Origin of the sequence: Streptomyces tailanensis (genome assembly GCF_008386495.1) — a bacterium.
Lineage (GTDB): Bacteria > Actinomycetota > Actinomycetes > Streptomycetales > Streptomycetaceae > Streptomyces > Streptomyces tailanensis.
Genome location: NZ_VTHJ01000017.1, coordinates 25,448 through 49,889, shown reverse-complemented (window position 1 = coordinate 49,889; position 24,442 = coordinate 25,448). Strand labels below are relative to the sequence as shown.

Annotated in this window: 23 protein-coding genes; 17 read left to right on the top strand and 6 right to left on the bottom strand. The window is 70.5% G+C overall.

The window, feature by feature from the left end:
* Positions 1 to 39 precede the first annotated feature (39 nt).
* The 4 genes from F3T56_RS16230 (at position 40) to tsaE (ending at position 4,025) form a co-directional block, all read left to right on the top strand.
* The gene (locus F3T56_RS16230) at positions 40 to 951 is read left to right on the top strand and encodes a L,D-transpeptidase family protein (protein ID WP_172638976.1); all 912 of its coding nucleotides are present in this window, start codon (positions 40 to 42) and stop codon (positions 949 to 951) included.
* Between the two features lie 51 nt (positions 952 to 1,002).
* The gene (alr, locus tag F3T56_RS16225; protein WP_149825899.1) at positions 1,003 to 2,163 is read left to right on the top strand and encodes an alanine racemase; all 1,161 of its coding nucleotides are present in this window, start codon (positions 1,003 to 1,005) and stop codon (positions 2,161 to 2,163) included.
* A gap of 121 nt (positions 2,164 to 2,284) precedes the next feature.
* Entirely contained in the window at positions 2,285 to 3,526 is a 1,242-nt protein-coding gene (locus tag F3T56_RS16220) for an alpha/beta fold hydrolase (RefSeq protein ID WP_149825898.1), read from the top strand.
* Positions 3,492 to 4,025, top strand: coding sequence for a tRNA (adenosine(37)-N6)-threonylcarbamoyltransferase complex ATPase subunit type 1 TsaE (gene tsaE, locus F3T56_RS16215; protein ID WP_149825897.1), 534 nt, complete (start codon positions 3,492 to 3,494; stop codon positions 4,023 to 4,025). The genes F3T56_RS16220 and tsaE overlap by 35 nt, the downstream gene beginning before the upstream one ends.
* Before the next feature lie 420 nt (positions 4,026 to 4,445).
* Here tsaE and F3T56_RS16210 read toward each other — a convergent pair whose 3' ends face one another.
* On the bottom strand, positions 4,446 to 5,006 hold the full coding sequence (locus F3T56_RS16210) for a hypothetical protein (protein WP_172638975.1): 561 nt from the start codon (positions 5,004 to 5,006) through the stop codon (positions 4,446 to 4,448).
* 124 nt (positions 5,007 to 5,130) lie between these two features.
* Here F3T56_RS16210 and tsaB point away from each other — a divergent pair, with 124 nt between their 5' ends.
* The 4 genes from tsaB to F3T56_RS16190 are packed head-to-tail and all read left to right on the top strand — an operon-like array spanning position 5,131 to position 7,640.
* Positions 5,131 to 5,784: a tRNA (adenosine(37)-N6)-threonylcarbamoyltransferase complex dimerization subunit type 1 TsaB gene (gene tsaB / locus F3T56_RS16205; RefSeq protein WP_149825896.1), complete on the top strand. Its 654-nt coding sequence runs from the start codon at positions 5,131 to 5,133 to the stop codon at positions 5,782 to 5,784.
* A complete protein-coding gene (gene rimI, locus F3T56_RS16200; RefSeq protein ID WP_149825895.1) occupies positions 5,781 to 6,284 on the top strand; it encodes a ribosomal protein S18-alanine N-acetyltransferase in 504 nt (167 codons plus the stop codon). The genes tsaB and rimI overlap by 4 nt, the downstream gene beginning before the upstream one ends.
* Entirely contained in the window at positions 6,277 to 7,380 is a 1,104-nt protein-coding gene (tsaD, locus tag F3T56_RS16195) for a tRNA (adenosine(37)-N6)-threonylcarbamoyltransferase complex transferase subunit TsaD (RefSeq protein ID WP_149825894.1), read from the top strand. The genes rimI and tsaD overlap by 8 nt, the downstream gene beginning before the upstream one ends.
* A complete protein-coding gene (locus F3T56_RS16190) occupies positions 7,377 to 7,640 on the top strand; it encodes a hypothetical protein (RefSeq protein ID WP_149825893.1) in 264 nt (87 codons plus the stop codon). The genes tsaD and F3T56_RS16190 overlap by 4 nt, the downstream gene beginning before the upstream one ends.
* Positions 7,641 to 7,643: 3 nt before the next feature.
* Here F3T56_RS16190 and F3T56_RS16185 read toward each other — a convergent pair whose 3' ends face one another.
* From F3T56_RS16185 to F3T56_RS16170, 4 genes are read right to left on the bottom strand one after another with little or no spacing between them, the layout of a single operon-like run.
* Positions 7,644 to 9,968, bottom strand: a complete 2,325-nt coding sequence (locus F3T56_RS16185) for a beta-xylosidase/alpha-l-arabinosidase (protein WP_149825892.1) — start codon at positions 9,966 to 9,968, stop codon at positions 7,644 to 7,646.
* A 59-nt stretch (positions 9,969 to 10,027) separates the two neighbouring features.
* Complete coding sequence (locus F3T56_RS16180; RefSeq protein WP_425473577.1) at positions 10,028 to 10,930, bottom strand: carbohydrate ABC transporter permease; 903 nt, start codon at positions 10,928 to 10,930, stop codon at positions 10,028 to 10,030.
* Positions 10,931 to 10,934: 4 nt separating this feature from the next.
* Positions 10,935 to 11,846: a carbohydrate ABC transporter permease gene (locus tag F3T56_RS16175; protein ID WP_149825890.1), complete on the bottom strand. Its 912-nt coding sequence runs from the start codon at positions 11,844 to 11,846 to the stop codon at positions 10,935 to 10,937.
* Positions 11,843 to 13,168: an ABC transporter substrate-binding protein gene (locus F3T56_RS16170; protein ID WP_149825889.1), complete on the bottom strand. Its 1,326-nt coding sequence runs from the start codon at positions 13,166 to 13,168 to the stop codon at positions 11,843 to 11,845. The genes F3T56_RS16175 and F3T56_RS16170 overlap by 4 nt, the downstream gene beginning before the upstream one ends.
* Positions 13,169 to 13,282: 114 nt before the next feature.
* On the opposite strand from F3T56_RS16170, the gene F3T56_RS16165 reads away from it, so the two are divergent.
* The 5 genes from F3T56_RS16165 (at position 13,283) to F3T56_RS16145 (ending at position 18,789) form a co-directional block, all read left to right on the top strand.
* Positions 13,283 to 14,344, top strand: coding sequence for a LacI family DNA-binding transcriptional regulator (locus tag F3T56_RS16165; protein ID WP_149825888.1), 1,062 nt, complete (start codon positions 13,283 to 13,285; stop codon positions 14,342 to 14,344).
* A gap of 100 nt (positions 14,345 to 14,444) precedes the next feature.
* Positions 14,445 to 15,806 carry a glycoside hydrolase family 10 protein gene (locus F3T56_RS16160; RefSeq protein ID WP_149825887.1) on the top strand — a complete coding sequence of 454 codons (1,362 nt, stop codon included), beginning with the start codon at positions 14,445 to 14,447 and terminating at the stop codon, positions 15,804 to 15,806.
* Positions 15,807 to 15,880: 74 nt separating this feature from the next.
* The gene (locus F3T56_RS16155; protein WP_172638974.1) at positions 15,881 to 16,942 is read left to right on the top strand and encodes an LCP family protein; all 1,062 of its coding nucleotides are present in this window, start codon (positions 15,881 to 15,883) and stop codon (positions 16,940 to 16,942) included.
* A 140-nt stretch (positions 16,943 to 17,082) separates the two neighbouring features.
* Positions 17,083 to 17,439, top strand: a complete 357-nt coding sequence (locus F3T56_RS16150; RefSeq protein ID WP_149825885.1) for a YciI family protein — start codon at positions 17,083 to 17,085, stop codon at positions 17,437 to 17,439.
* A gap of 48 nt (positions 17,440 to 17,487) precedes the next feature.
* Entirely contained in the window at positions 17,488 to 18,789 is a 1,302-nt protein-coding gene (locus F3T56_RS16145; RefSeq protein ID WP_149825884.1) for an RNA polymerase sigma factor, read from the top strand.
* A 15-nt stretch (positions 18,790 to 18,804) separates the two neighbouring features.
* Here the strand turns inward: F3T56_RS16145 and F3T56_RS16140 are convergent, their stop codons facing one another.
* Positions 18,805 to 19,995, bottom strand: a complete 1,191-nt coding sequence (locus F3T56_RS16140) for a class I SAM-dependent methyltransferase (protein WP_149825883.1) — start codon at positions 19,993 to 19,995, stop codon at positions 18,805 to 18,807.
* A gap of 128 nt (positions 19,996 to 20,123) precedes the next feature.
* On the opposite strand from F3T56_RS16140, the gene F3T56_RS16135 reads away from it, so the two are divergent.
* From F3T56_RS16135 to groL, 4 genes are all read left to right on the top strand, one after another.
* Positions 20,124 to 21,173, top strand: coding sequence for a polysaccharide deacetylase family protein (locus F3T56_RS16135; RefSeq protein WP_172638973.1), 1,050 nt, complete (start codon positions 20,124 to 20,126; stop codon positions 21,171 to 21,173).
* A 59-nt stretch (positions 21,174 to 21,232) separates the two neighbouring features.
* On the top strand, positions 21,233 to 22,111 hold the full coding sequence (locus F3T56_RS16130; protein WP_149825882.1) for a polysaccharide deacetylase family protein: 879 nt from the start codon (positions 21,233 to 21,235) through the stop codon (positions 22,109 to 22,111).
* A gap of 262 nt (positions 22,112 to 22,373) precedes the next feature.
* On the top strand, positions 22,374 to 22,682 hold the full coding sequence (groES, locus tag F3T56_RS16125; RefSeq protein ID WP_003998759.1) for a co-chaperone GroES: 309 nt from the start codon (positions 22,374 to 22,376) through the stop codon (positions 22,680 to 22,682).
* A gap of 129 nt (positions 22,683 to 22,811) precedes the next feature.
* Complete coding sequence (groL, locus tag F3T56_RS16120) at positions 22,812 to 24,440, top strand: chaperonin GroEL (RefSeq protein WP_149825881.1); 1,629 nt, start codon at positions 22,812 to 22,814, stop codon at positions 24,438 to 24,440.
* Positions 24,441 to 24,442 lie beyond the last annotated feature (2 nt).

The window sequence follows — 24,442 nt, the reverse complement described above, 5'->3', positions numbered from 1 at the left end:
ACGTCCACGCGCGCGTGCACGGCACGTATGGCTGATCGCATGACGAGCAGACAAATGACGTTCCGTGGTGTGGCCGCGCTTCTCGCCGTGCTGACCGTTCTCCCCACGGAAGGCGCCCTGGCCGACCCCGCGCCGCCCGTCCCTGCCCCCGGACCTGGCAGCGGACAACTCGTCCCCGGGGTGCCGCCCGGCCCCAACCAGCCCTGGTCGATCGATACGCCGGACCAGGTGTTGCCGCCGCAGGTGTACGAGCCGGGCGCCGAGGAGGAGGCGAGCGAGCCGGCGGACGCGGCGGCCGGGACGTACGACCTCATCGAGTACGTGCCGCTCAGCGAGGCGGCGGCCGTCGCCAAGGCCGAGGTCTCCTGCACGAAGCTGACCGGGCCGTATCAGAAGCAGGTCGAGCGGTGGCTGAAGCGGAAGAAAGTGGATGGGAAGCAGTCGCGTGCGGACTGTCTCGCCATCCGGGCGTTCCAGGTCAAGTACCGCATCAAGCCGGCGATCGGGTTCGCGGGGCCGGTGACCTGGGTGCGGATGCAGCAGCTGTCTGCCCGGAAGCAGCCCAACGCGGCCGGGAAGTGCCCGGAGCGTACGTACAAGGTGGCGTGTGTGGATCTGTCCCGGCAGCTGACCTGGGTGCAGAAGGGGAAGAAGGCGGTGTTCGGGCCGGTGCCGATGCGGAGCGGGCGGCGGCAGTATCCGACGCGGGCCGGCTGGCACAAGGTCTATTGGAAGCACAAGAACCACTGGTCGACGCTGTACCACCAGCCCATGCCGTACAGCCAGTTCTTCAGCGGGGGCCAGGCGTTTCATGCGGTGTACGGGTCCCTGTACACGCAGATCGGGTCCATGGGGTGCGTGAATCTGCGGCTGGCGGACGCGCGGGCGTTGTGGGGGGTTCTGAAGAAGGGGGACCGGGTTTTCGTGTGGGGGCGGCGGCCGGGTACATGAATCAAGGTGGGCCGGGGGAGTGTCCGTGGGCTCTGAGACACTGGGGCTGACATGAGTGAGACAGCACCTCTGCGGAGCTCGCCGTTGCGGGCCCGCGCCGAGATCGATCTGGATGCCCTGCGGGCCAATGTGCGGACGTTGCGCGCGCTGGCGCCGGGTGCCGCCCTGATGGCCGTGGTCAAGTCGGACGCGTACGGCCATGGGGCCGTGCGGTGTGCCCGGGCTGCGGTCGAGGCGGGGGCGGCCTGGCTGGGGACGGCGACGCCGGAGGAGGCGCTCGCACTGCGGGCGGCGGGGCTGCCGGGGCGGATCATGTGCTGGCTCTGGACCCCGGGCGGGCCCTGGCGGGAGGCCGTCGAGGCCGACCTGGACGTCTCGGTCAGCGGCATGTGGGCGCTGCGGGAGGTCACGGAGGCGGCCCGGCAGGCGGGCGTACGCGCGCGCGTACAGCTCAAGGCCGACACCGGACTCGGGCGGAACGGGTGTCAGCCCGACGACTGGACAGACCTCGTCGACGAAGCGCTGCGCGCGGAGGCGGACGGGGTCATCTCGGTCACCGGGCTCTGGTCGCACTTCGCCTGCGCCGACGAGCCCGGCCATCCGTCCATCGAGGCCCAGCTCACCCGCTTCCGCGCGATGGTGGCGTACGCCGAGGAGCGGGGCGTGCGCCCCGAGGTACGGCACATCGCCAACTCGCCCGCCACGCTCACCCTCCCCGACGCCCACTTCGACCTCGTACGGACGGGCATCGCCGTCTACGGGATCTCACCCAGCCCGGAGCTGGGCAGTTCGGCCGACCTCGGGCTGCGCCCGGTGATGCGGCTCAGCGCCGCGCTCGCGCTCGTCAAGCACGTGTCCGGGGGCCACGGCGTCAGTTACGGGCACCACTACGTCACCCCGGGCGCCACGACCCTCGGCCTGGTTCCCGTCGGCTACGCGGACGGCATTCCCCGGCACGCCTCCGGCACCGGGCCCGTGCTGGTCGGCGGCAAATGGCGGACGGCCGCCGGACGGGTCGCCATGGACCAGTTCGTCGTCGACCTCGGCGGGGACGAACCCGCCGCCGGGGACGAGGTGGTGCTGTTCGGGACGGGCGACCGGGGCGAGCCGACCGCCGAGGACTGGGCGCAGGCGGCCGGAACCATCGGGTACGAGATCGTGACGCGGATCGGAACCCGCGTTCCGCGCGTCTATGTGAACACGGGTGAGTGAGCCCCGTACTTCACGATGAGTAAGAGCACGAGTAAGTGAAAGACGAACGAGACGGGTAACTCCGTACGGGTAGTACACGTATACGAGCGGCAGCACCGGAAGTCGGCGAAGAGGAGCGGACGTGAGCGAAGGCAGCGCGGAGGCCGTGGAGGCCGTCGCGAGCGCGGCCGCCGCGGCGGCCTCCGCCGACGGGATCTGGCGCAGGGCCGGAATCGCGGGGGCCGCGATAGGCGTGGTCGCCGCGGGCGCCGCCGCCGGTGTCGCCATAGAGCGGCTCACCGTCGGACGCGGCATGCGCAAGAAGGCCCGCCTCGCGCTCGACTCCACCGGCCCGTACGGCGCGCTGCGCGGCACCCCCGGCAAGGCGTACGCGGACGACGGCACCGAGCTGTACTACGAGGTCGACGACGTCGAGCCCGACGCCGGCCTGTCGTCCCGCAGACGCCGGCTCTTCGGCCGCAAGGCCCCGGCTCCGGTCACCGTCGTCTTCAGCCACGGCTACTGCCTCAACCAGGACTCCTGGCACTTCCAGCGGGCCGCGCTGCGCGGTGTAGTACGGATGGTGCACTGGGACCAGCGCAGCCACGGCCGCTCCGGCCGTGCTGCCCGGACGCCCGACGCGGCGCCGGTCACCATCGACCGGCTCGGGCGCGACCTGAAGGCCGTCATCGACGCGGCCGCCCCCGAGGGGCCCATCGTGCTCGTCGGGCACTCCATGGGCGGTATGACCGTCATGGCCCTGGCCGACCAGTACCCCGAGCTGATCGGGGAACGGGTCGTCGCGGTCGCCCTGGTCGGTACGTCGTCGGGGCGGCTCGGCGAGGTCAACTTCGGGCTGCCGGTCGCGGGCGTCAACGCGGTGCGGCGGGTGCTGCCGGGCGTGCTGAAGGCGCTGGGGCAGCAGGCCGCGCTGGTGGAGCGGGGGCGGCGGGCGACCACCGACCTGTTCGCCGGGATCATCAAGCGGTACTCGTTCGCGTCCCGGGACGTCGACCCCGCCGTAGCGCGGTTCGCCGAGCGGATGATCGAGGGCACGCCGATCGACGTCGTCGCCGAGTTCTATCCGGCGTTCACCGAACACGACAAGGCCGAGGCGCTGGCGGCGTTCGCCGGACTGCCGGTGCTCGTGCTGGCCGGGGTCAAGGACCTCGTCACGCCGAGTGAGCACAGCGAGGCCATCGCCGATCTGCTGCCCGACGCGGAGCTCGTGCTCGTACCGGACGCCGGGCATCTGGTGATGCTGGAGCACCCCGAGCTCGTCACGGACCGGCTCGCCGACCTGCTCACTCGCGTGGGGGCCGTACCGGCAGGGGCTACCGTAAGTGGTTATGGAAGCGCCAGCAGCACCGCACGTCCCGGGTGAGCCCATGTCGTCCTCGTCGTCCGTCGAGATCACCGTTACTTCTCCCGAGCAGATGCTGGAGCTGGGCCGCCGCCTGGCCAAGCTGCTGCGTGCGGGCGATCTCGTCATGCTCAACGGGGAGCTGGGGGCGGGGAAGACGACTCTGACCCGGGGGCTCGGGGAGGGGCTCGGGGTGCGGGGGGCGGTCACCTCGCCGACCTTTGTCATCGCCCGGGTGCATCCGTCGCTCGCGGGTGGGCCGCCGCTCGTTCACGTCGACGCGTATCGCCTGGGCGGCGGGCTGGACGAGATGGAGGACCTTGATCTTGATGTCTCGCTGCCGGATTCCGTGATCGTGGTGGAGTGGGGCGAGGGGAAGGTCGAGGAGCTGACGGACGACCGGCTGAATGTCGTCATTCATCGGGCGGTCGGGGATACGGCCGATGAGGTGCGGCATGTGACGGTGACCGGGCTGGGGGAGCGATGGGCCTCGGTGGAGCTGGGCGCGCTCTCGGCCTGATGTCGGTTTCTGCGTAGGTTCCGACAAGGTGTCGGCAAGATGTTGCGTTCGGCGTCTTCGGCGTGGTCACATGGTAACCAGTCCTTGGTTAGGTCTACCTAACTTGGTTCGCCGGGTGCACCAGGAGGCGTCCATGCCAGCGTCAGATCGACGGAAGCCCTCTGGGATTGGCGGGGTGTCGATGCGGGACCTTTTGGCTGCGTGTGCGGCGGCGAAGGTGGTGTCTACACCGCCGCGTGAGGTTGCGGCCAAGCCTGTTGATGTGCGGCGGCCCAAGGCTGCGTAGCGCTCCGGGAGGGGGTTCGGGGTCGTATCGCGGCTGCGGGTGAGCGGGGGTTTCTCGCGCCCGCGCGGCGGAGCCGCAGATCGATACAGCCCCGCGCCCCTAAAAGGTCGCGCCCGACGGTTACGAGGCGCCCCTTACTCGACCACAACCACCTTCGTGCCGATTCCCGCGAAGTCCCACATGGCCTTGCCGTCCTTGCGGGACTCGCGGATGCCGCCTGTTTTGGTGGTGGGGTCGGGCTGGGGGGTGGAGCCGTCGACCGCCGCGCTGAAGCCGATGACCACGCCGTCGACCGTGGCGAAGCGGACCACGTGTTCGATGGGGGTGCCGTCGGAGCCGGTGACGGCGGCGGAGCGGGAGGTGACGGTGTAGGTGGCGGGGGCGGGGTCGACCGTGCTGGGGGTGACCTCGAAGGTGCGGGTGATCTTCTCGCCCGCGCCGACCAGCCAGACGCGGTCCTCGTCGAGGGAGTAGACGACGCGTTCGCCGGTGCCCGAGGACTCGGGGAGGGCCTCGGCCCTGTCCTTCTCCTGCTCGGCGGGCGCCTTGGACTTCTTGGCCGCCGGGGTGTCGGAGGCGGACGGCTTCCCGAGGTCGTCGGGGACGTTCGCCGACGCCTGATAGGTGAGGAAACCGACTGCGGCGATGGCCGCCGCGGTGAGCCCGGCCACGAATCCCGAGCTGCTACTGGCCACCTTGTGTGCCCACCTCTCGTACCCACGTACGCCCTTGAAGTACGTCTGTGCTGTGACGGTAGCAGCAGAGTGGCTGTGGTCCCGGGCGGCCGTGCGTCCGGCGGAAGCGCCGTAGGCTGTTTGCGTGCTCTTGCTCGCTCTGGATACCGCCACCCCCGCCGTCACCGTCGCGCTGCACGACGGGACGGACGTCGTCGCCGCGTCGAGCCAGGTGGACGCGCGTCGGCACGGGGAACTGCTGCTGCCCGCCGTCGACCGGGTCCTCGCCGAGGCGGGCGTCCGGCTGGACGCCGTCACCGGCGTCGTCGTCGGCGTCGGCCCCGGCCCGTACACCGGGCTGCGCGTCGGGCTCATGACCGCCGACACCTTCGGGCTCGCCCTCGGCGTCCCCGTCCACGGACTGTGCACGCTCGACGGGCTCGCGTACGCGGCCGAGGTCGAGGGCCCCTTCGTCGTGGCGACCGACGCCCGGCGCAAGGAGGTCTACTGGGCGCGGTACGAGGATCCGCGGACGAGAGTGACGGAACCGGCCGTCGACCGGCCCGCCGAGATCGCCGACGTGGTCGCCGGGCTGCCGGCGGTCGGGGCGGGCGCGCTGCTCTACCCCGACACCTTCCCGGACGCCCGCGCGCCCGAGCATGTCTCCGCGGCCGCCCTCGCCGCGCTGGCCGCCGAGCGGCTGGGCAAGGGTGAGGAACTGCCGGCGCCCCGGCCGCTGTACCTGCGCCGGCCCGACGCCCAGGTGCCCAAGAACTACAAGGTGGTCACCCCCAAGTGACGACCGCGGTGCTGCGCGAGATGCGCTGGTGGGACATCGAGCCCGTACTGGAGCTGGAGAAGGACCTCTTCCCCGAGGACGCCTGGTCCCGGGGCATGTTCTGGTCGGACCTCGCCCATGCGCGCGGGCCTGAGGCGACCCGGCGGTACGTCGTAGCCGAGGACCCGGCGGGCGGGCCGATCGTCGGGTACGGGGGCGTCGCCGCCGCCGGTGACGTCGCCGACGTACAGACCATCGCCGTCGCCCGCGACCACTGGGGCACCGGGCTCGGCGCGCTGATCCTGACCGAGCTGCTGCGGGCCGCGACCGCGTTCGAGTGCGCCCAGGTGATGCTCGAATGCCGGGTCGACAACGTTCGTGCCCAGAAGCTGTACGAGCGCTTCGGCTTCGAGGCGATCGGCTTCCGCCGCGGCTACTACCAGCCGGGCAACGTCGACGCCCTGGTCATGTGCCTCAACTCCCCTTCGACCTCCGTACAAGGAACCGAGATCAATGGCTGACGAACCCCTGGTCCTGGGGATCGAGACCTCCTGCGACGAGACCGGTGTCGGTGTCGTCCGGGGGAGGACGTTGCTCGCGGACGCGATCGCGTCCAGCGTCGACGAGCACGCCCGTTTTGGTGGTGTCGTGCCCGAGGTGGCCTCGCGGGCCCATCTGGAGGCGATGGTCCCGACCATCGACCGGGCGCTGAAGGAGGCGGGGGTCAGCGCCAAGGACCTCGACGGCATCGCGGTCACGGCGGGGCCGGGGCTCGCCGGTGCCCTGCTGGTGGGGGTCTCTGCGGCGAAGGCATACGCGTACGCGCTGGGGAAGCCGTTGTACGGCGTCAACCACCTCGCGTCGCACATCTGCGTCGACCAGCTGGAGCACGGGGCGCTGCCCGAGCCGACGATGGCGCTGCTGGTGTCCGGCGGTCACTCGTCCTTGCTGCTCTCGACGGACATCACGTCGGACGTACGGCCGATGGGCGCGACCATCGACGACGCGGCGGGCGAGGCCTTCGACAAGATCGCCCGCGTGCTCGATCTGGGGTTCCCGGGCGGGCCGGTCATCGACCGGTACGCGCGGGAAGGGGACCCGGACGCGATCGCCTTCCCGCGCGGGCTCACCGGGCCCCGCGATCCCGCGTACGACTTCTCCTTCTCCGGGTTGAAGACCGCCGTGGCCCGCTGGATCGAGGCCAAGCGTGCGGCGGGGGAGGAGGTGCCGGTGCGGGATGTGGCGGCTTCCTTCCAGGAAGCGGTCGTGGACGTGCTGACCCGCAAGGCCGTACGGGCCTGCAAGGACCAGGGTGTGGATCACCTGATGATCGGCGGCGGTGTCGCCGCCAACTCCCGGCTGCGGGTGCTTGCCCAGGAGCGGTGCGAGGCGGCCGGGATTCGGCTCCGGGTGCCTCGGCCGAAGTTGTGCACGGACAACGGGGCGATGGTGGCGGCGCTGGGTGCCGAGATGGTGGCCCGGGGGCGGTCCGCCTCCGATTGGGATCTGTCGGCGGACTCGTCGCTGCCCGTTACGGATCCTCATGTGCCGGGTGCGTCGCATACGCATGATCACGATCATGTGCATGAGCTGGCCAAGGACAACCTGTACTCATGACCGTCGCGTTGATGTGGGAGGCCCGGGCCGTCGAGGGGCGCGGGGGCGAACTGCTCGCCTGGGCCCGGGCGCAGGAGCTGCCGGACAACGGGCGGCTCCTGCGCCGGGAGATCTTCCGGGCGCCTCAGGATCGCGTGCTGGTCATCACGTGGTGGGACGCGGCGTACGACGCCGAGTTGCCCGAACTGCCGGAGCCGGGTGGGGAGTTGGTCAGCCGGGCGGTGCATCGGTGGCGGTTCGAGTCGGTGGGGGCGGACTGAGCGTCAGGACTCCACGGCTTGGACCTCCGTCGCGCAGTGCAACCGGCGGTCCGGGCTCAGCTCGCGTACCGGACCGGTCAGCGTCAGGCGTGCCCGGTGGCGTACGTCCGTCGTTGACGCGCTCAACCGCAGTTCCAGGGCGCCCGGTTCGACCACCCGGCGTCCGGAGCGGTTCGTGAAGGACGACACGTCGGCGTGGAAGCGGAAGGTCACGCGTCGGGCCTCGCCCGGCTCCAGCTCCAGGCGGCGGTAGCCGATCAGGCGGATGTCGGGGCGGGTCACCGAGGCCACGGGGTCGTGCAGGTACAGCTGCACGACCTCCGCGCCCGCGCGGTCGCCCGTGTTGCGGACGGTCAGCGACACGTCGTACGTACCGTCCGTGGCGATCTCCGGCGGCTCCTCCTCGCCACCCGTGAAGTCCTCCCATGCGAATGTCGTGTACGACAGGCCGTGCCCGAACGGGTACAGCGGCGTCGGGTCGAGGTTGCTGGCCGCGCCCACCAGACCCAGCGGTGGCTGGAGGTACGTCCACGGCTGGCCGCCGGGGCGGTGCGGGACGCTCACCGGGAGGCGGCCCGAGGGGGAGACGCGGCCCGACAGCACTCCCGCCACCGCCGGGCCGCCCTCCTCCCCGGGGAAGAACGCCTGGAGCGTCGCCGCCAGCTGGCCGCTCCAGCGGCCCAGCGCGTACGGGCGACCGGTGAGGAGGACCAGCACCACCGGCGTGCCCGTCGCCGCCAGTGCGTCCAGCAATCGAGCCTGGACGCCCGGCAGCCGGAGGTCCTCCGCGTCGCAGCCCTCGCCGGAGGTGCCGCGGCCGAAGAGGCCCGCCCGGTCGCCGAGCACCGCCACGCAGACGTCCGCCTCCGCCGCGCGGGCGACCGCTTCCGGGAAGCCGGCGGTGTCGTCGCCGTCGACGTCGCAGGCGGGGGCGTACGTGATCTTCGCGTCCGGGAGTTCGCCGCGCAGGGACTCCAGGACCGTGGGGATCTCGATGCCCAGCGGGGTGCCGGGGTGGGCCGGGAGGACGTGGGACGGGAACGAATAGCAGCCCAGCATGGCCAGCGAGTCGTCGGCCCGGGGGCCCACCACCGCGATCCTGATGTCGGGGGCGAGCGGTAGTACGTCGTCGGGGTTGTCCAGGAGGACGGCCGACTCCTCCGCCAGGCGCCGGGCCAGGGCGCGGTTCACCGGGGGGTCCAGGTCGACCTTGGTTGGGGCGGCGGGCTCTGGGGTCCAGTCCTCGTTCAGCAAGCCCAGTTCGCATTTTTGCAGCAGGACTCGGCGGACCGCCCGGTCCACCAGGGACTCGGGGATCTCGCCCGCGCGTACGGCCGTCACCAGGGACTCGCCGTAGCAGCGCAGAGTCGGCAGTTCCACGTCCACGCCCGCCGCCAGCGCCGCGTGGGCGGCCTCCGCGCGGTTTCCCGCCACGCGGTGGTTCGTCTCCAGGAAGCCGACGCCGAAGTAGTCGGAGACGACCGTGCCGGTGAAGTCCCAGTCGTCGCGGAGGAGTTCGGTGAGGAGGCGCGGGTCCGCCGAGACCGGGACGCCGTCCGTCTCCGTGTAGGCGGCCATCACCGAGCGGGCGCCACCATCCCGTAGCGCCATCTCGAACGGGGGCAGGGTCACGTCCGCGAATTCGCGTACACCGGCCCGTACGGGCGCGTGGTTGCGGGCGCCCACGGACGCCGCGTACCCGGCGAAGTGCTTCAGCGTCGCCACGATCCCGGCCGACTCCAGGCCCCGTACGTACGCCGTGCCGATCGTGCCCACCAGGTACGGGTCCTCGCCGATCGTCTCCTCGACCCGTCCCCAGCGCGGGTCGCGGACGACGTCCAGGACGGGGGCCAGGCCCTGGTGCACGCCCACGGAGGCCAGGTCGCGGCCGATGTGCCGGGCCATCTCCTCGACGAGGGGCGGGTCGAAGGACGCGCCCCAGGCGAGGGGGACCGGGTATGCCGTGGCCTGCCATGCCGTGAAGCCCGCCAGGCACTCCTCGTGGGCGACCGCCGGGATGCCGAAGCGGTTCGCGGCCATGATGCGGCGCTGGGCGCGGGCCAGTGCCTGCGCGCCCAGCGCCGGGTCCACGGGGGCCGTCCCGAAGGCGCGGGTGAGCTGGCCGAGGCCCCGGGTGATCAGCTCGTCGAAGTCGAACGACTCCGTCATGCCCTCCTCGTCGGGGGCGATGTCCTCGCCGGTCGCATCGGCCTTCACCCACACGCCGTACAGCTGGGCGGTCTTCTCCTCCAGGGTCATCCGGGAGAGCAGGTCCTCGACCCGGGCCGCTGCGGGCAGGGCGGGGTCACGCCAAGGGGCCGTGGTCATGAAACTCCTTCAGGGGTTGGTGAGTTTCAACAGCTGGTGAGGACTGGTGGTCTGGCGGATCACTTGCCCCCCACCCCCATCAACCCGCCCACCAGTGCCCGCCGCGCCACCAGGTACACGGCGAAGATGGGGATGCCGGAGAGGACGACCGAGGCGAGCAGGGCGGGGATGTTGACGCCGAACTGGCTGACGTAGTTGAAGAGTCCGAGGGTGAGGACCCGGGGGCCGTCGGACTGGGTGAAGATCAGGGGGAAGAGGAAGCCGTTCCAGGCCTGGAGCGCGGAGTAGATGACGACCGTGCTGATGCCGCCCTTGGCGAGCGGGATCGTCAGCTGGAACAACATCCGCAGGGGGGACGCGCCGTCCAGGGCCATCGCCTCATACAGGTCTTCGGAGACGTCCCGGAGCGTGCCCACCAGGACCAGGACCGAGACCGGCATGGCGAAGGCGGCCGTCGGGAGGATGACGGCCGGGAGAGTGTCGTAGAGGCCGAGTTTCGCGATCAGCAGGTACAGAGGGACGACCACTGCTTGCGCCGGGATCGCCACACCCAGCAGGAACAGGCGGAACGCCGCGTTCGACCAGCGGTCGCGGGTGCGGACGGCGACGTAGGCCAGGGGGATCGAGAGGGTGAGGACGATGCCTACGACCACGATCGCCACGATCGCCGTGTTGCTGAGGAGATGGCCGAAGTCGCTGTCGAGGACGGTGCCGTAGTTGTCGAGAGTGGGTTCGGACGGTGGGCGCAGGGGGTTGCCGGTCAGGGCCTTGTCCGCGCCCGTGAGGGAGGCCGACAGCATCGCGTAGATCGGGACTAGGACGATGAGCAGCCAGATGAACGAGCCCAGGCCCGCCACCGGGTTGGCGCGCTTCGTCCAGTGGCGTCGGCGGGGTGACTCCACGGGCCGGTTCTCCTCCGGCTGACGGGTCTTCGTCGGACGCGGCAACGTATCGTGTGACACTCCGTCACATCCCTTCGCGGGTGCTGCGCATGGTGCCGAAGCCCGTCAGCCGGACCAGGACGAGCGAGAGGCCCGTCGCGGCCAGGACCAGGAAGGATGCGATGGCGCTCGCGTAGCCGAAGTCGTACGTCTTGAAGCCCGCCTCGTACATCAGGTACGGCAGAATCGCGGTGTCCGTGCCGGGGCCGCCCTTGGTGAGGATCAGGACGGTCTCGAAGTACGTCAGTGAGCCGACCACCATCAGGACCGTGGACGTGGTGATCGTGTGGCGCAGCTGCGGGAGCGTGATCGAGAAGAACTGGCGGTAGCGGCCGGCGCCGTCGATGGCCGCCGCCTGGTAGAGGACCTCGGGGATCTGGCGGGCCCCGCCCTGGTAGATCAGGGTGTGGAACGGGATGAACTGCCAGCCGCCGACGAAGACGATCGCGAGGAACGCGCCGCTCTGCGAGCCCAGGGTGTCCTTCTGGATGATGCCGAAGTTCGGGTCGAGGAGGGCGTAGAAGAGGATCGCGATGGCGGTGGAGGAGAGCAGGAACGGGACGAAGAAGATCGCGGAGAGGACGGCCCGGTTGCGCTGGCGGCCCGCCGCCCATACGCCGAGGAGCAGGGCCACGACCGTCTGGAACGCCCAGCTGGCGACCGTCAGGACGACGGTCAGCGAGAGGGACTGGGTGAGGCGGGGGTCGTCGATGAGCTTTTGCCAGTTGGCGAAGCCGACGGGGCGGGGGTCGCCGAGGCCGTCCCACTCGGTGAAGGAGAGGTAGAAGGCGAGGCCCATGGGGACTACGGCGAAGAAGGTGAAGAAGAGGACGGCGGGCAGGGCCCAGACGGCGTGGGGGCGGCCGACCCGCGAGTTCCTCGTGGGGGCCGTGGGAACCGTGGGGGCCGCCTGCCGCTTGTCGACCGTCGTGGTCACTTCAGCCCCTTGCAGGCCGTCACGAACTCGCTCGGCGAGGACTGCCCCGCGAACAGCTTGCCTATCTCCGTGTGCATCTTGGTGCCCAGCGCGTCGCCGAGTGCCTGGTCCCAGGAGAGAGTGAAGGCGGGGGCCTGCTGGACCATGTCGTACTGGAACTTCGCGTACTCGGGGTTGGGCGAGGAGGACAGCAGGTCGGCCGCGTTGGAGGTGGTGGGGACGTCGCCGTTGTCGATGAGGTCCTGGGCGTACGCCTCCGAGGCGCAGTCCTTGAGGAAGCCGATCGCCAGGTCCTTGTTCTTCGTACGGGCGTTGATCGACCAGTAGTTGGTGGGGTTGCCGACGACGTTGCGGACGTCGCCCGTGCCGCCCTCGACGGTCGGGAAGGCGGCCCAGCCCAGGTTGCTCTTGGCGAAGTCCGGGAACTTGCCGAGCTGGGTGGAGTACTCCCATGAGCCCATCAGGTGCATGGCGGCCTTGCCGCGCGCGAAGACCGCGGGGGCGCCGCCGTTGACGTACGAAACCGAGGTGAACTTGGAGCCGAAGGCGCCGTCGTCGATGAGTTCCTTGACCAGTTCGGCGGCCTTGAGGACGGCGGGGTCGCCCCAGCCCTCGGCGTCGCCGTCCTGGATGCGCTTGAAGACCTCGGGGCCACCGAGGCGGTCGACCAGGTACTCCAGCCACATCAGGTCGGGCCAGATGTCGGAGCCGCCGAGCGCGAAGGGGGTGATCTTCGCCTTCTTCAACTTGGCGTTGTTGTCGAGGAGTTGGTCCCAGGTGGTGGGCGGCTGGAGGTTGTGCTCGGCGAAGACGGACTTGTTGTAGAAGAGGATCACCGGCTGCATGCCGCGCATCGGGATGCCGTAGTGGCGGCCTTTGAGATCGCCGGCGGCGAGGACCGAGGGCAGGAAGCCGTTCTTGAGGACCGGGTCGCCCTCGATGACGTCGGTGAGGTCGACGAGCTTGTCCGCCTCCTCGTAGGCCTTGATGGAGCCGCCGCCCCAGTTGAAGAAGACGTCCGGGGCGCTCGGGGAGCCCATGGCCGTGCGGAGCTTGGGGGAGTAGTCGGAGCCGGGGACCTCGGTGAGCTTGACCGTGCCGCCGGCCTTCTTCGCCGCGGCCGACTTGTTGAACCGGGCGACACCGGCCTGCTGGACCTTCACCGCGTCGTCGCCGTACACGAACGCCGTGATCGTCTTGCCGTCCCCGCCCGCGCCGCCGCCGGAGCCGCCGCAGGCGGTGAGCCCGGTGGTGAGCAACGAGGCGGCACCGGCGCCGAGCACCCAGCGCCTGCTGAACGTCCGACCTCTGTTCGACTCCATGACAGCACCCCTCGCGAACGTGACGAATGTTTCGGGTGGTACTTCGAATGTTCCGGGAACCTATGGCCGTCGAAAGGGTTCGTCAAGAGGTCGCGCAGGGATACGATCCGGCCCATGAAGCCCGTGAAGCCCGAGGAAACCCAGACAAGAGTGCGTACGTCGCCGTCCACGCAGACGGCGACGCTGGCCGAGATCGCCCGGCAGGCCGGTGTCTCGGCTCCGACTGTTTCGAAAGTGCTCAACGGCCGTGCCGATGTCGCCCCCGCGACCCGTACCCGGGTCGAGGAGCTGCTGCGCGAGTACGGCTACCGGCGCCGGCGCGCCGAGGCGACCCGGTCCCCGCTGATCGACCTGGTCTTCCACGAGCTGGAGAGCGCCTGGGCGATGGAGGTCATCCGGGGTGTCGAGAACGTGGCCCGGGGGGAGGGGCTGAGTGTCGTGCTCTCGGAGAGTGCCGGGCGGCTCACTCCGGGCCGTACCTGGGCCGACCAGGTCGCCGCCCGCCGCCCGCACGGTGTCGTGCTCGTGTTGTCCGGGCTGGACGAGTCGCAGCGTGCGCTGCTGACCAGCAGGTCCATCCCGTTCGTGGTCATGGACCCGGCGGGCGACCCCGGCGACGACGTGCCCTCGATCGGCGCCACCAACTGGCAGGGCGGCCTCGCCGCCACCCGGCACCTGATAGAACTCGGCCACCGGCGCATCGGCGCCATCAGCGGGCCCTCGCGGATGATGTGCAGCCGCGCCCGGGTCGACGGTTACCGGGCCGCGCTGGAGACCGCCGGGCTGCCGGTCGACGCCGATCTGATCAAGGCCGGGGACTTCCACCACGAGACCGGCTACCGGCTGGGCCTGGAGCTGCTGCGCCGCCCCGACCGCCCCACCGCCGTCTTCGCCGGCAACGACCTTCAGGCGCTCGGCCTCTACGAAGCCGCCCGCGAACTGGGGCTCCGCATCCCCGAGGACCTGAGCGTGGTCGGCTTCGACGACCTGCCGGTGGCCCGCTGGGTGGGGCCGCCGCTGACGACCGTACGACAGCCGCTGATGGAGATGGCCGAGGCGGCGGCCCGGCTGGTGCTGGACCTGGGGCGGCACGAGGGGTCTTCGGCGGCGACGAGGGTGGAGCTGGCTACGAGTTTGGTGGTGCGGAGCAGTACGGGGGTACCTCCGGCGGTCTAGCGGGGGGAGTGGTGCCGGTGTATTGACGAGTGTTGTGCGGCGCCCCAGACTGCTCCGAAGTCAATCGGTTGCACAGCCGAAACTTTCGGAGGCACCCGCAATGAGATCTCTGAGAACAGGCTTATCCCTCACGTCCTTGCTGACCGGCGTCGTCGCGCTCGGCGCCCTCCTGATCGCGGCCCCTGCCGCCCACGCCGCCGACCCGCCCCTCCGCGACCTCGCCGCCGCCAAGGGCAAAGCCATCGGCACCGCCGTGACCGGCTCCAAGCTCACCGGCACGTACGGTGAGATCGCGGGCCGGGAGTTCAACTGGCTCACCCCCGGCAACGCCATGAAGTGGGGCTCCGTCGAGCCGACCCGGGGCACCTTCAACTGGACCGAGGCCGACCAGATCGTCGACTTCGCCGAGGCCCACGACCAGGACGTGCGCGGCCACACCCTCGTCTGGCACAGCCAGAACCCGAGCTGGCTGACGAACGGCACCTGGACGCCCGCCCAGCTCAGCCAGCTGATGAACGACCACATCGCACTCGAAGTCGGCCGCTACAAGGGCCGGCTGGCCGCCTGGGACGTGGTGAACGAGCCGTTCAACGAGGACGGCACCTACCGCCAGACCCTCTGGTACAACGGCCTCGGCACTGACTACATCGCCCAGGCCCTGACCGCCGCCCGCGCCGCCGACCCGGCCGCCAAGCTCTACATCAACGACTACAACGTCGAGGGCGTCAACGCGAAGAGCACCGCCCTGTACAACCTGGTCAGGGACCTGAAGGCACGCGGCGTCCCGATCGACGGGGTGGGGTTGCAGGCCCACCTGATCCTGGGCCAGGTCCCCTCCACGCTCCAGCAGAACATCCAGCGCTTCGCCGACCTGGGCGTGGACGTCGCCATCACGGAACTCGACATCCGTATGCAACTCCCCGCCACTGAGGCCAAGTTGGCACAGCAGCGCACCGAGTACGAGGCCGTGGTGAAGGCGTGCGTGGCGGTGATCCGGTGCACCGGCGTCACGGTCTGGGGCTTCACCGACTCCGACTCCTGGATCCCGGACACTTTCCCGGGCCAGGGCGCGGCGACCCTGTACGACGAGAACTACGCGCCGAAACCCGCGTACTACGGCATCGTGACCGCGCTCGGCGGCACGGGCACCTCGCCGCCGGTGCCGGACGGCTGCACGGCGGCGTACAGCGTGGCGAACCAGTGGAACACCGGCTTCACCGGCAATGTGACGATCAGTTGCGCGGGCGGCTCCTCGCTCTCCTCCTGGCGCGTCAACTGGACCTTCGGGGCCGGGCAGCAGATCGGCCAGGCCTGGAACGCGACCTGTACGCAGACCGGCACGACGGTCAGCTGTACGAACGCGTCCTGGAACGGAAGTGTGTCGAACGACAGTTCGGTTACCTTCGGGTTCAACGCGTCGTGGAGCGGGAGCAATCCGGTGCCCACGGTGACGTTGGGCTGAGAAGTCTGAGAATTCCCGAAGGAAAGCGCGCGGGAGGTTCCTGCGCGTAACAATTCGGACGTACGTTCCTGTGTGTGACTGGTGAAGGAAACGAGTACGGGGACGACAACGAGGGCTTGGACAGACGGCTGGGCCGGCGGTCGCGCCGGCTGAAGGTCATCGGATTCACGCTCGCCGGCGTCCTCGTACTCGGCGCGGGTGGGGCAGGCTGGGCGTTCTGGCAGCTCAACGACAACATCACGAGCGTCGACATCAACAGCGCGCTCGGCGACGACCGCCCCGCGAAGACCCAGGTGTCCCCTTCAGCCTCTGCCGCGCCACTGCCGAGCGGCGCGCTGAACATCCTCGTCCTCGGCTCGGACTCCCGCAGCGGCGAGGAGAACGCCGAACTCGGCGGCGGCGACGAGGACTCCGGTGCCCGCTCCGACACGGCGATGGTGGTCCACATCGACGAGGGCCGCACCGAGGCGACGGTGGTCAGCATCCCGCGCGACACGCTGGTCACCCGCCCGTCCTGCCCCACGGAGTCGGGCGGTTCGACATCGGTCGCGTACAACGTGATGTTCAACAGCGCGTACGCGGTGGGCGGGCCGGTGTGCGCGGTGAAGACGGTCGAGTCGATGACGGACCTCCGCATGGACCACTACATCGAGATCGACTTCTCGGGCTTCGCGAAGCTGGTCGACGCCCTCGGCGGCGTCACGGTCACCACGGACGAGGACATCGACGACGAGGACAGCCATCTGACGCTGGAGGCCGGCACCCACCACCTGGACGGCGAACAGGCCCTGGCCCTCGCCCGCACCCGCCACGGCGTCGGCGACGGCAGCGACCTCGGCCGCATCGGCCTCCAACAGACGCTCGTCAAGTCGTTGTTGGAGCAGATCGCGTCCACGAACCTCCTGACCGACCCCGCCGAGCTCTACAAGGCCGCCGACGCGATCACAGGCAGCCTGACGACGGACACCGGGCTGGACTCGCTGAGCGAACTGATGAGCCTCGGCGAGAGCCTGAAGGGCCTGTCCTCGGACGACACGAAGACCGTGACGCTGCCGGTGACCACGGCCCTCTGGGACCACAACCGCGTGGTCCCGGACGAGCCGGAGGCGGCCGAGCTGTGGGAGTCGTTGAAGTGAGCCTCCGGCCGTCGAGGCCGCCGAGGCTGTCGAGGAATCTCGAAAAAAATATGGCGGCCGTGTCGATTCGCGTGGGGCCCGTTCGACGCAAGGGTGAGAGGCGGGAAGAGACCCCGCCCGCCCTTACCGAAGGAGTCACCATGCCGCGTTATCTGTCGATGGTCCGGATCGACGAGTCCACCGCGCCCGCCGAGGGGCCGAGCCCCGAGCTGATGCAGCGGATGGGGGACCTGCTGGAGGAGATCACCAAGGCGGGGGTCATGCTCGACACCGCCGGGCTGATGCCGACCGCGCAGGGGAAGAGGGTGCGCTGGGAGGGCGGCGAACTGTCGGTCACCGACGGGCCGTTCACCGAGACCAAGGAGGTCGTGGGCGGCTACGCGCTCATGCAGTGCAAGGACATGGCCGAGGCCGTGGAGTGGGCCAAGCGGTTCCTGAAGGTGCACGAGGAGCACTGGACGGTGACGTGCGAGGTGCGGGAGATCCAGGAGGGCTGACGGGCCCGTCCTTTGCCCTGAGGCCGTACGGGTGTCTGATGGTGGGCTGTGACATCACAGCCCACCGGCCCCGCCCAGTCCGCCGGCCCCGCCCAGTCCGCCGTGAACGCCATCGACACCGTCTTCCGGCTTGAATCCCCCCGCGTCATCGCCAGCGTCGCCCGGATCGTGCGGGACGTCGGTATCGCGGAGGAGCTGGCGCAGGACGCGCTGGTCGCGGCGCTGGAGCGGTGGCCGCGGGACGGGGTTCCGGACAACCCGGGCGCCTGGCTCACGGCCACGGCCAAGCACCGCGCGATCGACCTCGTACGGCGCCGGGAGCGGTACGCGCGGAAGCTCGCGGAGGTGGGCCGGGACCTGGAGGCGGCGGGGCCGCACCTCGACGAGCCGTCTGTCCTTCGTGACCCTGACGACATCGACGACGACCTGCTCCGCCTCGTCTTCACCGCCTGCCACCCGGTACTCTCCGCCGAGGCCCGCATCGCCCTCACGCTCCGCCTCCTCGGCGGTCTGACCACGCCGGAGATCGCCCGCGCCTTCCTCGCCCCGGAGGCGACCGTCGCCCAGCGCATCGTGCGCGCCAAACGGACCCTCGCCGCCAAGGCCGTCGCCTTCGAGGTGCCCTACGGCCCGGACCGCCAGGCCCGGCTGGACTCCGTACTGGAGGTCATCTACCTCATCTTCAACGAGGGGTACGCGGCCACCGTCGGCGACGACCTGCTGCGCCCGGCCCTGTGCGAGGACGCCCTGCGGCTGGCCCGGCAGCTGGCGGGGCTGATGCCCAAGGAACCCGAAGTGCACGGCCTGGTGGCCCTGTTGGAGATCCAGGAGTCGCGAGCCGCCGCCCGTACCGGCCCGTCCGGCGAACCGGTCCTCCTCAAGGACCAGGACCGCCGCCGCTGGAACCGCCTTCTCATCACCCGTGGCTTCACCGCCCTGGGCCGCGCCACCGCCCTCTCCCCGGGCGCCCCCGGCCCGTACGCCCTCCAGGCGGCCATCGCCGCATGCCACGCCCAGGCGTACACCTACGAGGAGACGGACTGGCCGAAGATCGCCACCCTCTACGCCCTTCTCGCCGCCCGCTCCCCGTCCCCCGTCGTCGAACTCAACCGCGCGGTCGCCGTCTCGATGGCCGACGGCCCGGAACCCGCCCTTCAGATCGTCGACCGCCTCGCCACCGAACCCACCCTGCGCGACTACCACTTGCTGCCGAGCGTCCGCGGTGATCTGCTGCGCCGGCTGGGCCGTACGGCGGAGGCCCGGGCCGAGTTCGAACGCGCGGCGGGGCTGGCGCGGAACGAGCGGGAGCGGGGCCTTCTGCTGCGGAAGGCGGCCGCGAGCGAGGTGTAGCGCAGGTAGTCCCGCTCACTCTGTCCGAACCGGATGCCCGATCAGCATCGTCGGCGCCCCCGCGACCCGGGTCAGAAAGACCGTCGCCGAATTCGGGCCCTGGGGCTTGACCTTCTTGCGCAGCTCCTCCGGCTCGACGGCCGAGCCCCGCTTCTTCACGGTCAGGACGCCGACCCCGCGTTCCCTCAGCAGGGCCTTCAACTTCTTGACGTTGAAGGGGAGTCGGTCGGTGATCTCGTAGGCGGTGGCGTACGGGGTGACGTGGTGCTCGTCGGCGGTGACGTAGGCGATGGTGGGGTCGATCAGGCCGCCCCCCAGGGCCTCGGCGACCTCGGCGACGAGGTGGGCGCGGATGACAGCGCCGTCGGGCTCGTAGAGGTAGCGCCCCACCGGACGGACGTCGGGGTCGGGGAGGCCGCGGCCGAGGAGGGCGTGCGGGCCGGGGAGGAGGGTCGCGCGGACGGCGCCCTCCGCGCCCGTGCCGAACCACAGCACCGCCTCTTTCACGTCCCCGCCGTCCGAGATCCACTCGGCCTCGGCCTCGGCGGGGACCGCCTCGTGGGGGATGCCGGGGGCGATCTTCAGTGCGGCGCGCGGGGACTTGAGGGCGGTGGCGACGGCCCAGGAGAGCGGGGGTGAGTACGCCTCGGGGTCGAAGATCCGGCCCCGGCCGCCGCGTCTGCCCGGGTCGACGAAGACCGCGTCGTACGGGGAGGTGTCGATGTCCGTGACGTCCGCCTCCCGTACCTCGATCAGGTCGGCGAGGCCGAGCGCGTCGGCGTTGGCGCGGGCCACCGCCGCCGTCAGCGGGTCGCGGTCGACGGCCAGGACCCGGATGCCGGCCCGGGCGAGGGCGATGGCGTCGCCGCCGATGCCGCAGCACAGGTCGGCGACGGAGCGCACGCCGAGCGCCTGGAAACACCGGGCGCGGTACGTGGCCACGCTCGCCCGCGTGGACTGTTCGACCCCGTTCGGCGTGAAGAACATCCGCTCCGCGTCCGCCGCCCCGAACTTCGCCGCCGCCCGCTGCCGCAGCTGTGCCTGGGCCATCGCGGCCGAGACCAGGGCGGCGGGGTGGTCGCGGCGCAGCCGGGTCGCCACGGCCAACTCCCGCGCCGGTTCGGTGCCGCGCACCTCGTCGAGGAGGGCGCGGCCCTCGGGGGTGAGGAGGGGGGTGAGGAAGGTGGCGGGGTCGAGGTCGTTCACCGGGCCATTGTCGGTCAGGGAGGTCGCAGAGGTCAGGTAGGACTCGTGTGGGCCAGTCGGTGGATGGTGCGCGGGCCGTGGCGGTGTCGGGTCGGCGGGGCGGGGCCGCCCTGCGAGGATGCGGCGCCATGCGACTAGTACGACAAAATTATGTAGAGGGTGCGAAACAGGCGAACGGGTGGCGGGGGAGCGGAGTCCGGGGCGGAATCGCCGTCCTCGCCGTACCCGCCCTCGCGGTCGCCGTCATCGTGTCCGGGTGTGCCGAGGGCGGCGCCAAGGGCGGTTCCGGGGAGAGCTCCGGAGAGGTATCCAGGGAAGGTTCCGGAGGAGGCTCCGAGGAAGGCTCTGGGGTCGAACGCCGGCGGCCGTTCCACGGTCAGCCCGGCGATCGCCGATCCCTCGTCGAACCCCCCGCCCGCGACCTCGACGCGTACGCCGGGAAGCTGCGCCGGTCGTACGCCGCCCGGGTCGCCGCCGCGAAGCGCTGGGGGCTGGCCGAGGTGCCGCTGACCCCGCCCCCGCCGCCGGAGAGGAAGCCGGTCCTCGAGACCCGTGAGGGATTCGAGGTCGACGGGCACGTGGAGGACGGACTTCCGCCGGTCTTCACCACCATCCCCACCCGCGACAAGGTCGTCTTCCTCACCATCGACGACGGCGCCGAGAAGGACCCGGCGTTCCTGCGGATGATGAGCGAGCTGAAGATCCCGTACACCGCGTTCCTCAGCGACTACCTGATCAAGGAGGACTACGGCTACTTCGCGCGCATGCGCGACCGTGGCGTCGTCATCAACAACCACACCCTCAACCACCGCGTCATGCGCGCCCTCCCCTACGCCGCCCAGAAGCGCGAGATCTGCGGCATGCAGGACGTGATCGAGGAGCGGTACGGCACCCGGCCCACGCTCTTCCGGCCGCCGTACGGCAGTTACGACCAGAACACCCTGCGCGCCGCCAAGGTCTGCGGCATCAAGGCCGTCCCCCTCTGGAACGAGGAGGTCTTCGCCGACCGCTGGGACTACCGCGAAACGGACCGCACCCTCCGCCCGGGCGACATCGTTCTCAGCCACTTCCGGGGCCGCGACCACTGGAAGGGCACCATGCCCGACATGATCCGCCGCTTCCTCGACCTGGTGACCGCCGAGGGGTACGCGGTGGCCCGGCTGGAGGACTACCTGTGAGGCGGCGGCGGGGCGCACGCCGTCGGCGCGGGCCGCACCTCCTGCCAGGGGGCGCGGCGATGCTGCTGACGGCCGCGCTCCTCGCCGCCGGCTGCGGCGACCGGTCCCCCGACCCCGCCGACACCGCCGCGGGGCCGGGGGAGAACGGTTCGACGGATCCCTCCCGACCGGCTCACGGGCCGGCCCACGGACCGGCTCCGGGTGGGCCCCACCCCTCCCCGCCGCCGTACCGCCGCTGGGGCCTGTCCGCCCCCCTCGCTCCCGCGCCGAGCAACCCCGACCGGCCGCCCGCCCCTCACGCGTCGGGGCCCGGGCCGGCGCCGGTCGTCGACCACATCCCCACCCGGGACAAGGTCGTCTTCCTGACGTACGACGACGGGGCCGAGAAGGACCCGCGCTTCGTGGACATGGTGCGCGAACTGCGGCTTCCGGTGAGCATCTTCCTCACGGACAGCGTGGTGGGCCCGGGGTACGGCCACTTCGCCCGGCTCCGCGCGGTCGGCGCGACCGTACAGAACCACACCCTCGATCACACCGCCCTGCGCGGCCTGCCGTACGCCGGGCAACGGGCCGAGATCTGCGGACAGCAGAACAAACTCAGACAGCGCTTCGGCATCCGCCCGACCCTCTTCCGCCCGCCCTACGGCGCCTACGACACCACCACGCTCCGCGCCGCCGCCGACTGCGGCATCTCGGCGGTCGTCCTGTGGCGCGCGTCCATGCGGATCACCGGCCTCCGCCACACCGTCGGCGACCGCCTCCGCCCCGGCGACATCGTCCTGGCGCTCCCTCATCCTCGGCTTCGCTCGAGCGGGGGAACCCTCACTCAGGGCCCAGACCAGTTGAAGGGTGCCAGCCTCACGCAGATGACGACCCGGCTGCTGCGCCGGATCCAGGAGCAGGGACTGACAGTGGGGCGCCTGGAGGACTACCTCTGACCCGCCTCTGACTCCTGGTGACCCCATGCTCTGATGCCTGGTGACCCCATGCGGAATCCGCATGTGAATATCCGCCGCGCCGCTCGCGATTAGCAGTCCGCTTGACCGAGTGCTAACCACGGTCATAGTCTCAGTTCTGGCACTCCCCCCTGGAGAGTGCCAACTACGCGACGGGCAGGTCCGGCACCCGCGACGACGGATCCACCTGGTCGCCACCTCAGACAGTTAACCCCGTGAGATCTCCGAAGGGGGAGGTCGGATCGTGACGACCACCAGCTCCAAGGTTGCCATCAAGCCGCTTGAGGACCGCATCGTGGTCCAGCCGCTCGACGCCGAGCAGACCACCGCCTCTGGCCTGGTCATCCCGGACACCGCCAAGGAGAAGCCCCAGGAGGGCGTCGTCCTGGCCGTGGGCCCGGGCCGCTTCGAGAACGGCGAGCGCCTGCCGCTCGACGTCAAGACCGGCGACATCGTGCTGTACAGCAAGTACGGCGGCACCGAGGTGAAGTACAACGGCGAGGAGTACCTCGTCCTCTCGGCTCGCGACGTGCTCGCGATCATCGAGAAGTAATTCACCCGCTTCCCAACCGAAGCACATTGCTTGTGAGCTGCGCCCTTGGCCCCCGCGACCACTAATCAGCCGGGCGTCAGGGGCGCAGTTCGTTTCACCGACATTTTCCGAGAGGGCTGAACCGCTCCCATGGCGAAGATCCTGAAGTTCGACGAGGACGCCCGTCGCGCCCTCGAGCGCGGCGTCAACAAGCTTGCCGACACGGTCAAGGTGACGATCGGCCCCAAGGGCCGCAACGTCGTCATCGACAAGAAGTTCGGCGCCCCCACCATCACCAACGACGGCGTGACCATCGCCCGTGAGGTCGAGGTCGAGGACCCGTACGAGAACCTCGGCGCCCAGCTGGTGAAGGAGGTGGCGACCAAGACCAACGACATCGCTGGTGACGGCACCACCACCGCCACCGTGCTCGCCCAGGCGCTGGTGCGTGAGGGCCTGAAGAACGTCGCCGCCGGTGCCTCCCCGGCCGCCCTGAAGAAGGGCATCGACGCCGCGGTCAAGGCCGTGTCCGAGGAGCTCCTCGCGACCGCCCGGCCGATCGACGAGAAGTCCGACATCGCCGCCGTCGCCGGTCTGTCCGCCCAGGACCAGCAGGTCGGCGAGCTCATCGCCGAGGCGATGGACAAGGTCGGCAAGGACGGTGTCATCACCGTCGAGGAGTCCAACACCTTCGGTCTGGAGCTGGACTTCACCGAGGGCATGGCCTTCGACAAGGGCTACCTGTCGCCGTACTTCGTCACGGACCAGGAGCGCATGGAGGCCGTCCTCGACGAGCCGTACATCCTCATCCACCAGGGCAAGGTCGGCGCCATCGCCGACCTGCTGCCGCTGCTGGAGAAGGTCATCCAGACCAACTCCTCGAAGCCGCTGCTGATCATCGCCGAGGACGTCGAGGGCGAGGCCCTGTCGACCCTGGTGGTCAACAAGATCCGCGGCACGTTCAACGCCGTCGCGGTCAAGGCCCCCGGCTTCGGCGACCGCCGCAAGGCGATGCTGCAGGACATGGCGACCCTCACCGGCGCCACGGTCATCTCCGAGGAGGTCGGCCTCAAGCTCGACCAGGTCGGCATCGATGTGCTCGGCTCCGCCCGCCGCGTCACCGTCACCAAGGACGACACCACGATCGTCGACGGCGCCGGCAACTCCGAGGACGTCCAGGGCCGCGTCGCCCAGATCAAGTCCGAGATCGAGAACACCGACTCCGACTGGGACCGCGAGAAGCTTCAGGAGCGCCTCGCGAAGCTGGCCGGCGGCGTATGCGTGATCAAGGTCGGCGCCGCCACCGAGGTGGAGCTGAAGGAGAAGAAGCACCGTCTGGAGGACGCCATCTCCGCGACCCGTGCCGCGGTCGAGGAGGGCATCGTCTCCGGTGGTGGCTCCGCGCTCGTCCACGCCGTCAAGGTCCTCGAGGGCAACCTCGACAAGACCGGCGACGAGGCCACCGGTGTCGCCGTCGTCCGCAAGGCCGCCGTCGAGCCGCTGCGCTGGATCGCCGAGAACGCCGGCCTGGAGGGCTACGTCATCACCTCCAAGGTCGCCGAGCTCGACAAGGGCCAGGGCTTCAACGCCGCCACCGGCGAGTACGGCGACCTGGTGAAGCAGGGCGTCATCGACCCGGTCAAGGTCACCCGCTCCGCCCTGGAGAACGCCGCCTCCATCGCCTCCCTCCTCCTCACGACCGAGACCCTGGTCGTCGAGAAGAAGGAAGAGGAGCCGGCCGACGCGGGCCACGGCCATGGTCACGGCCACGCCCACTGACG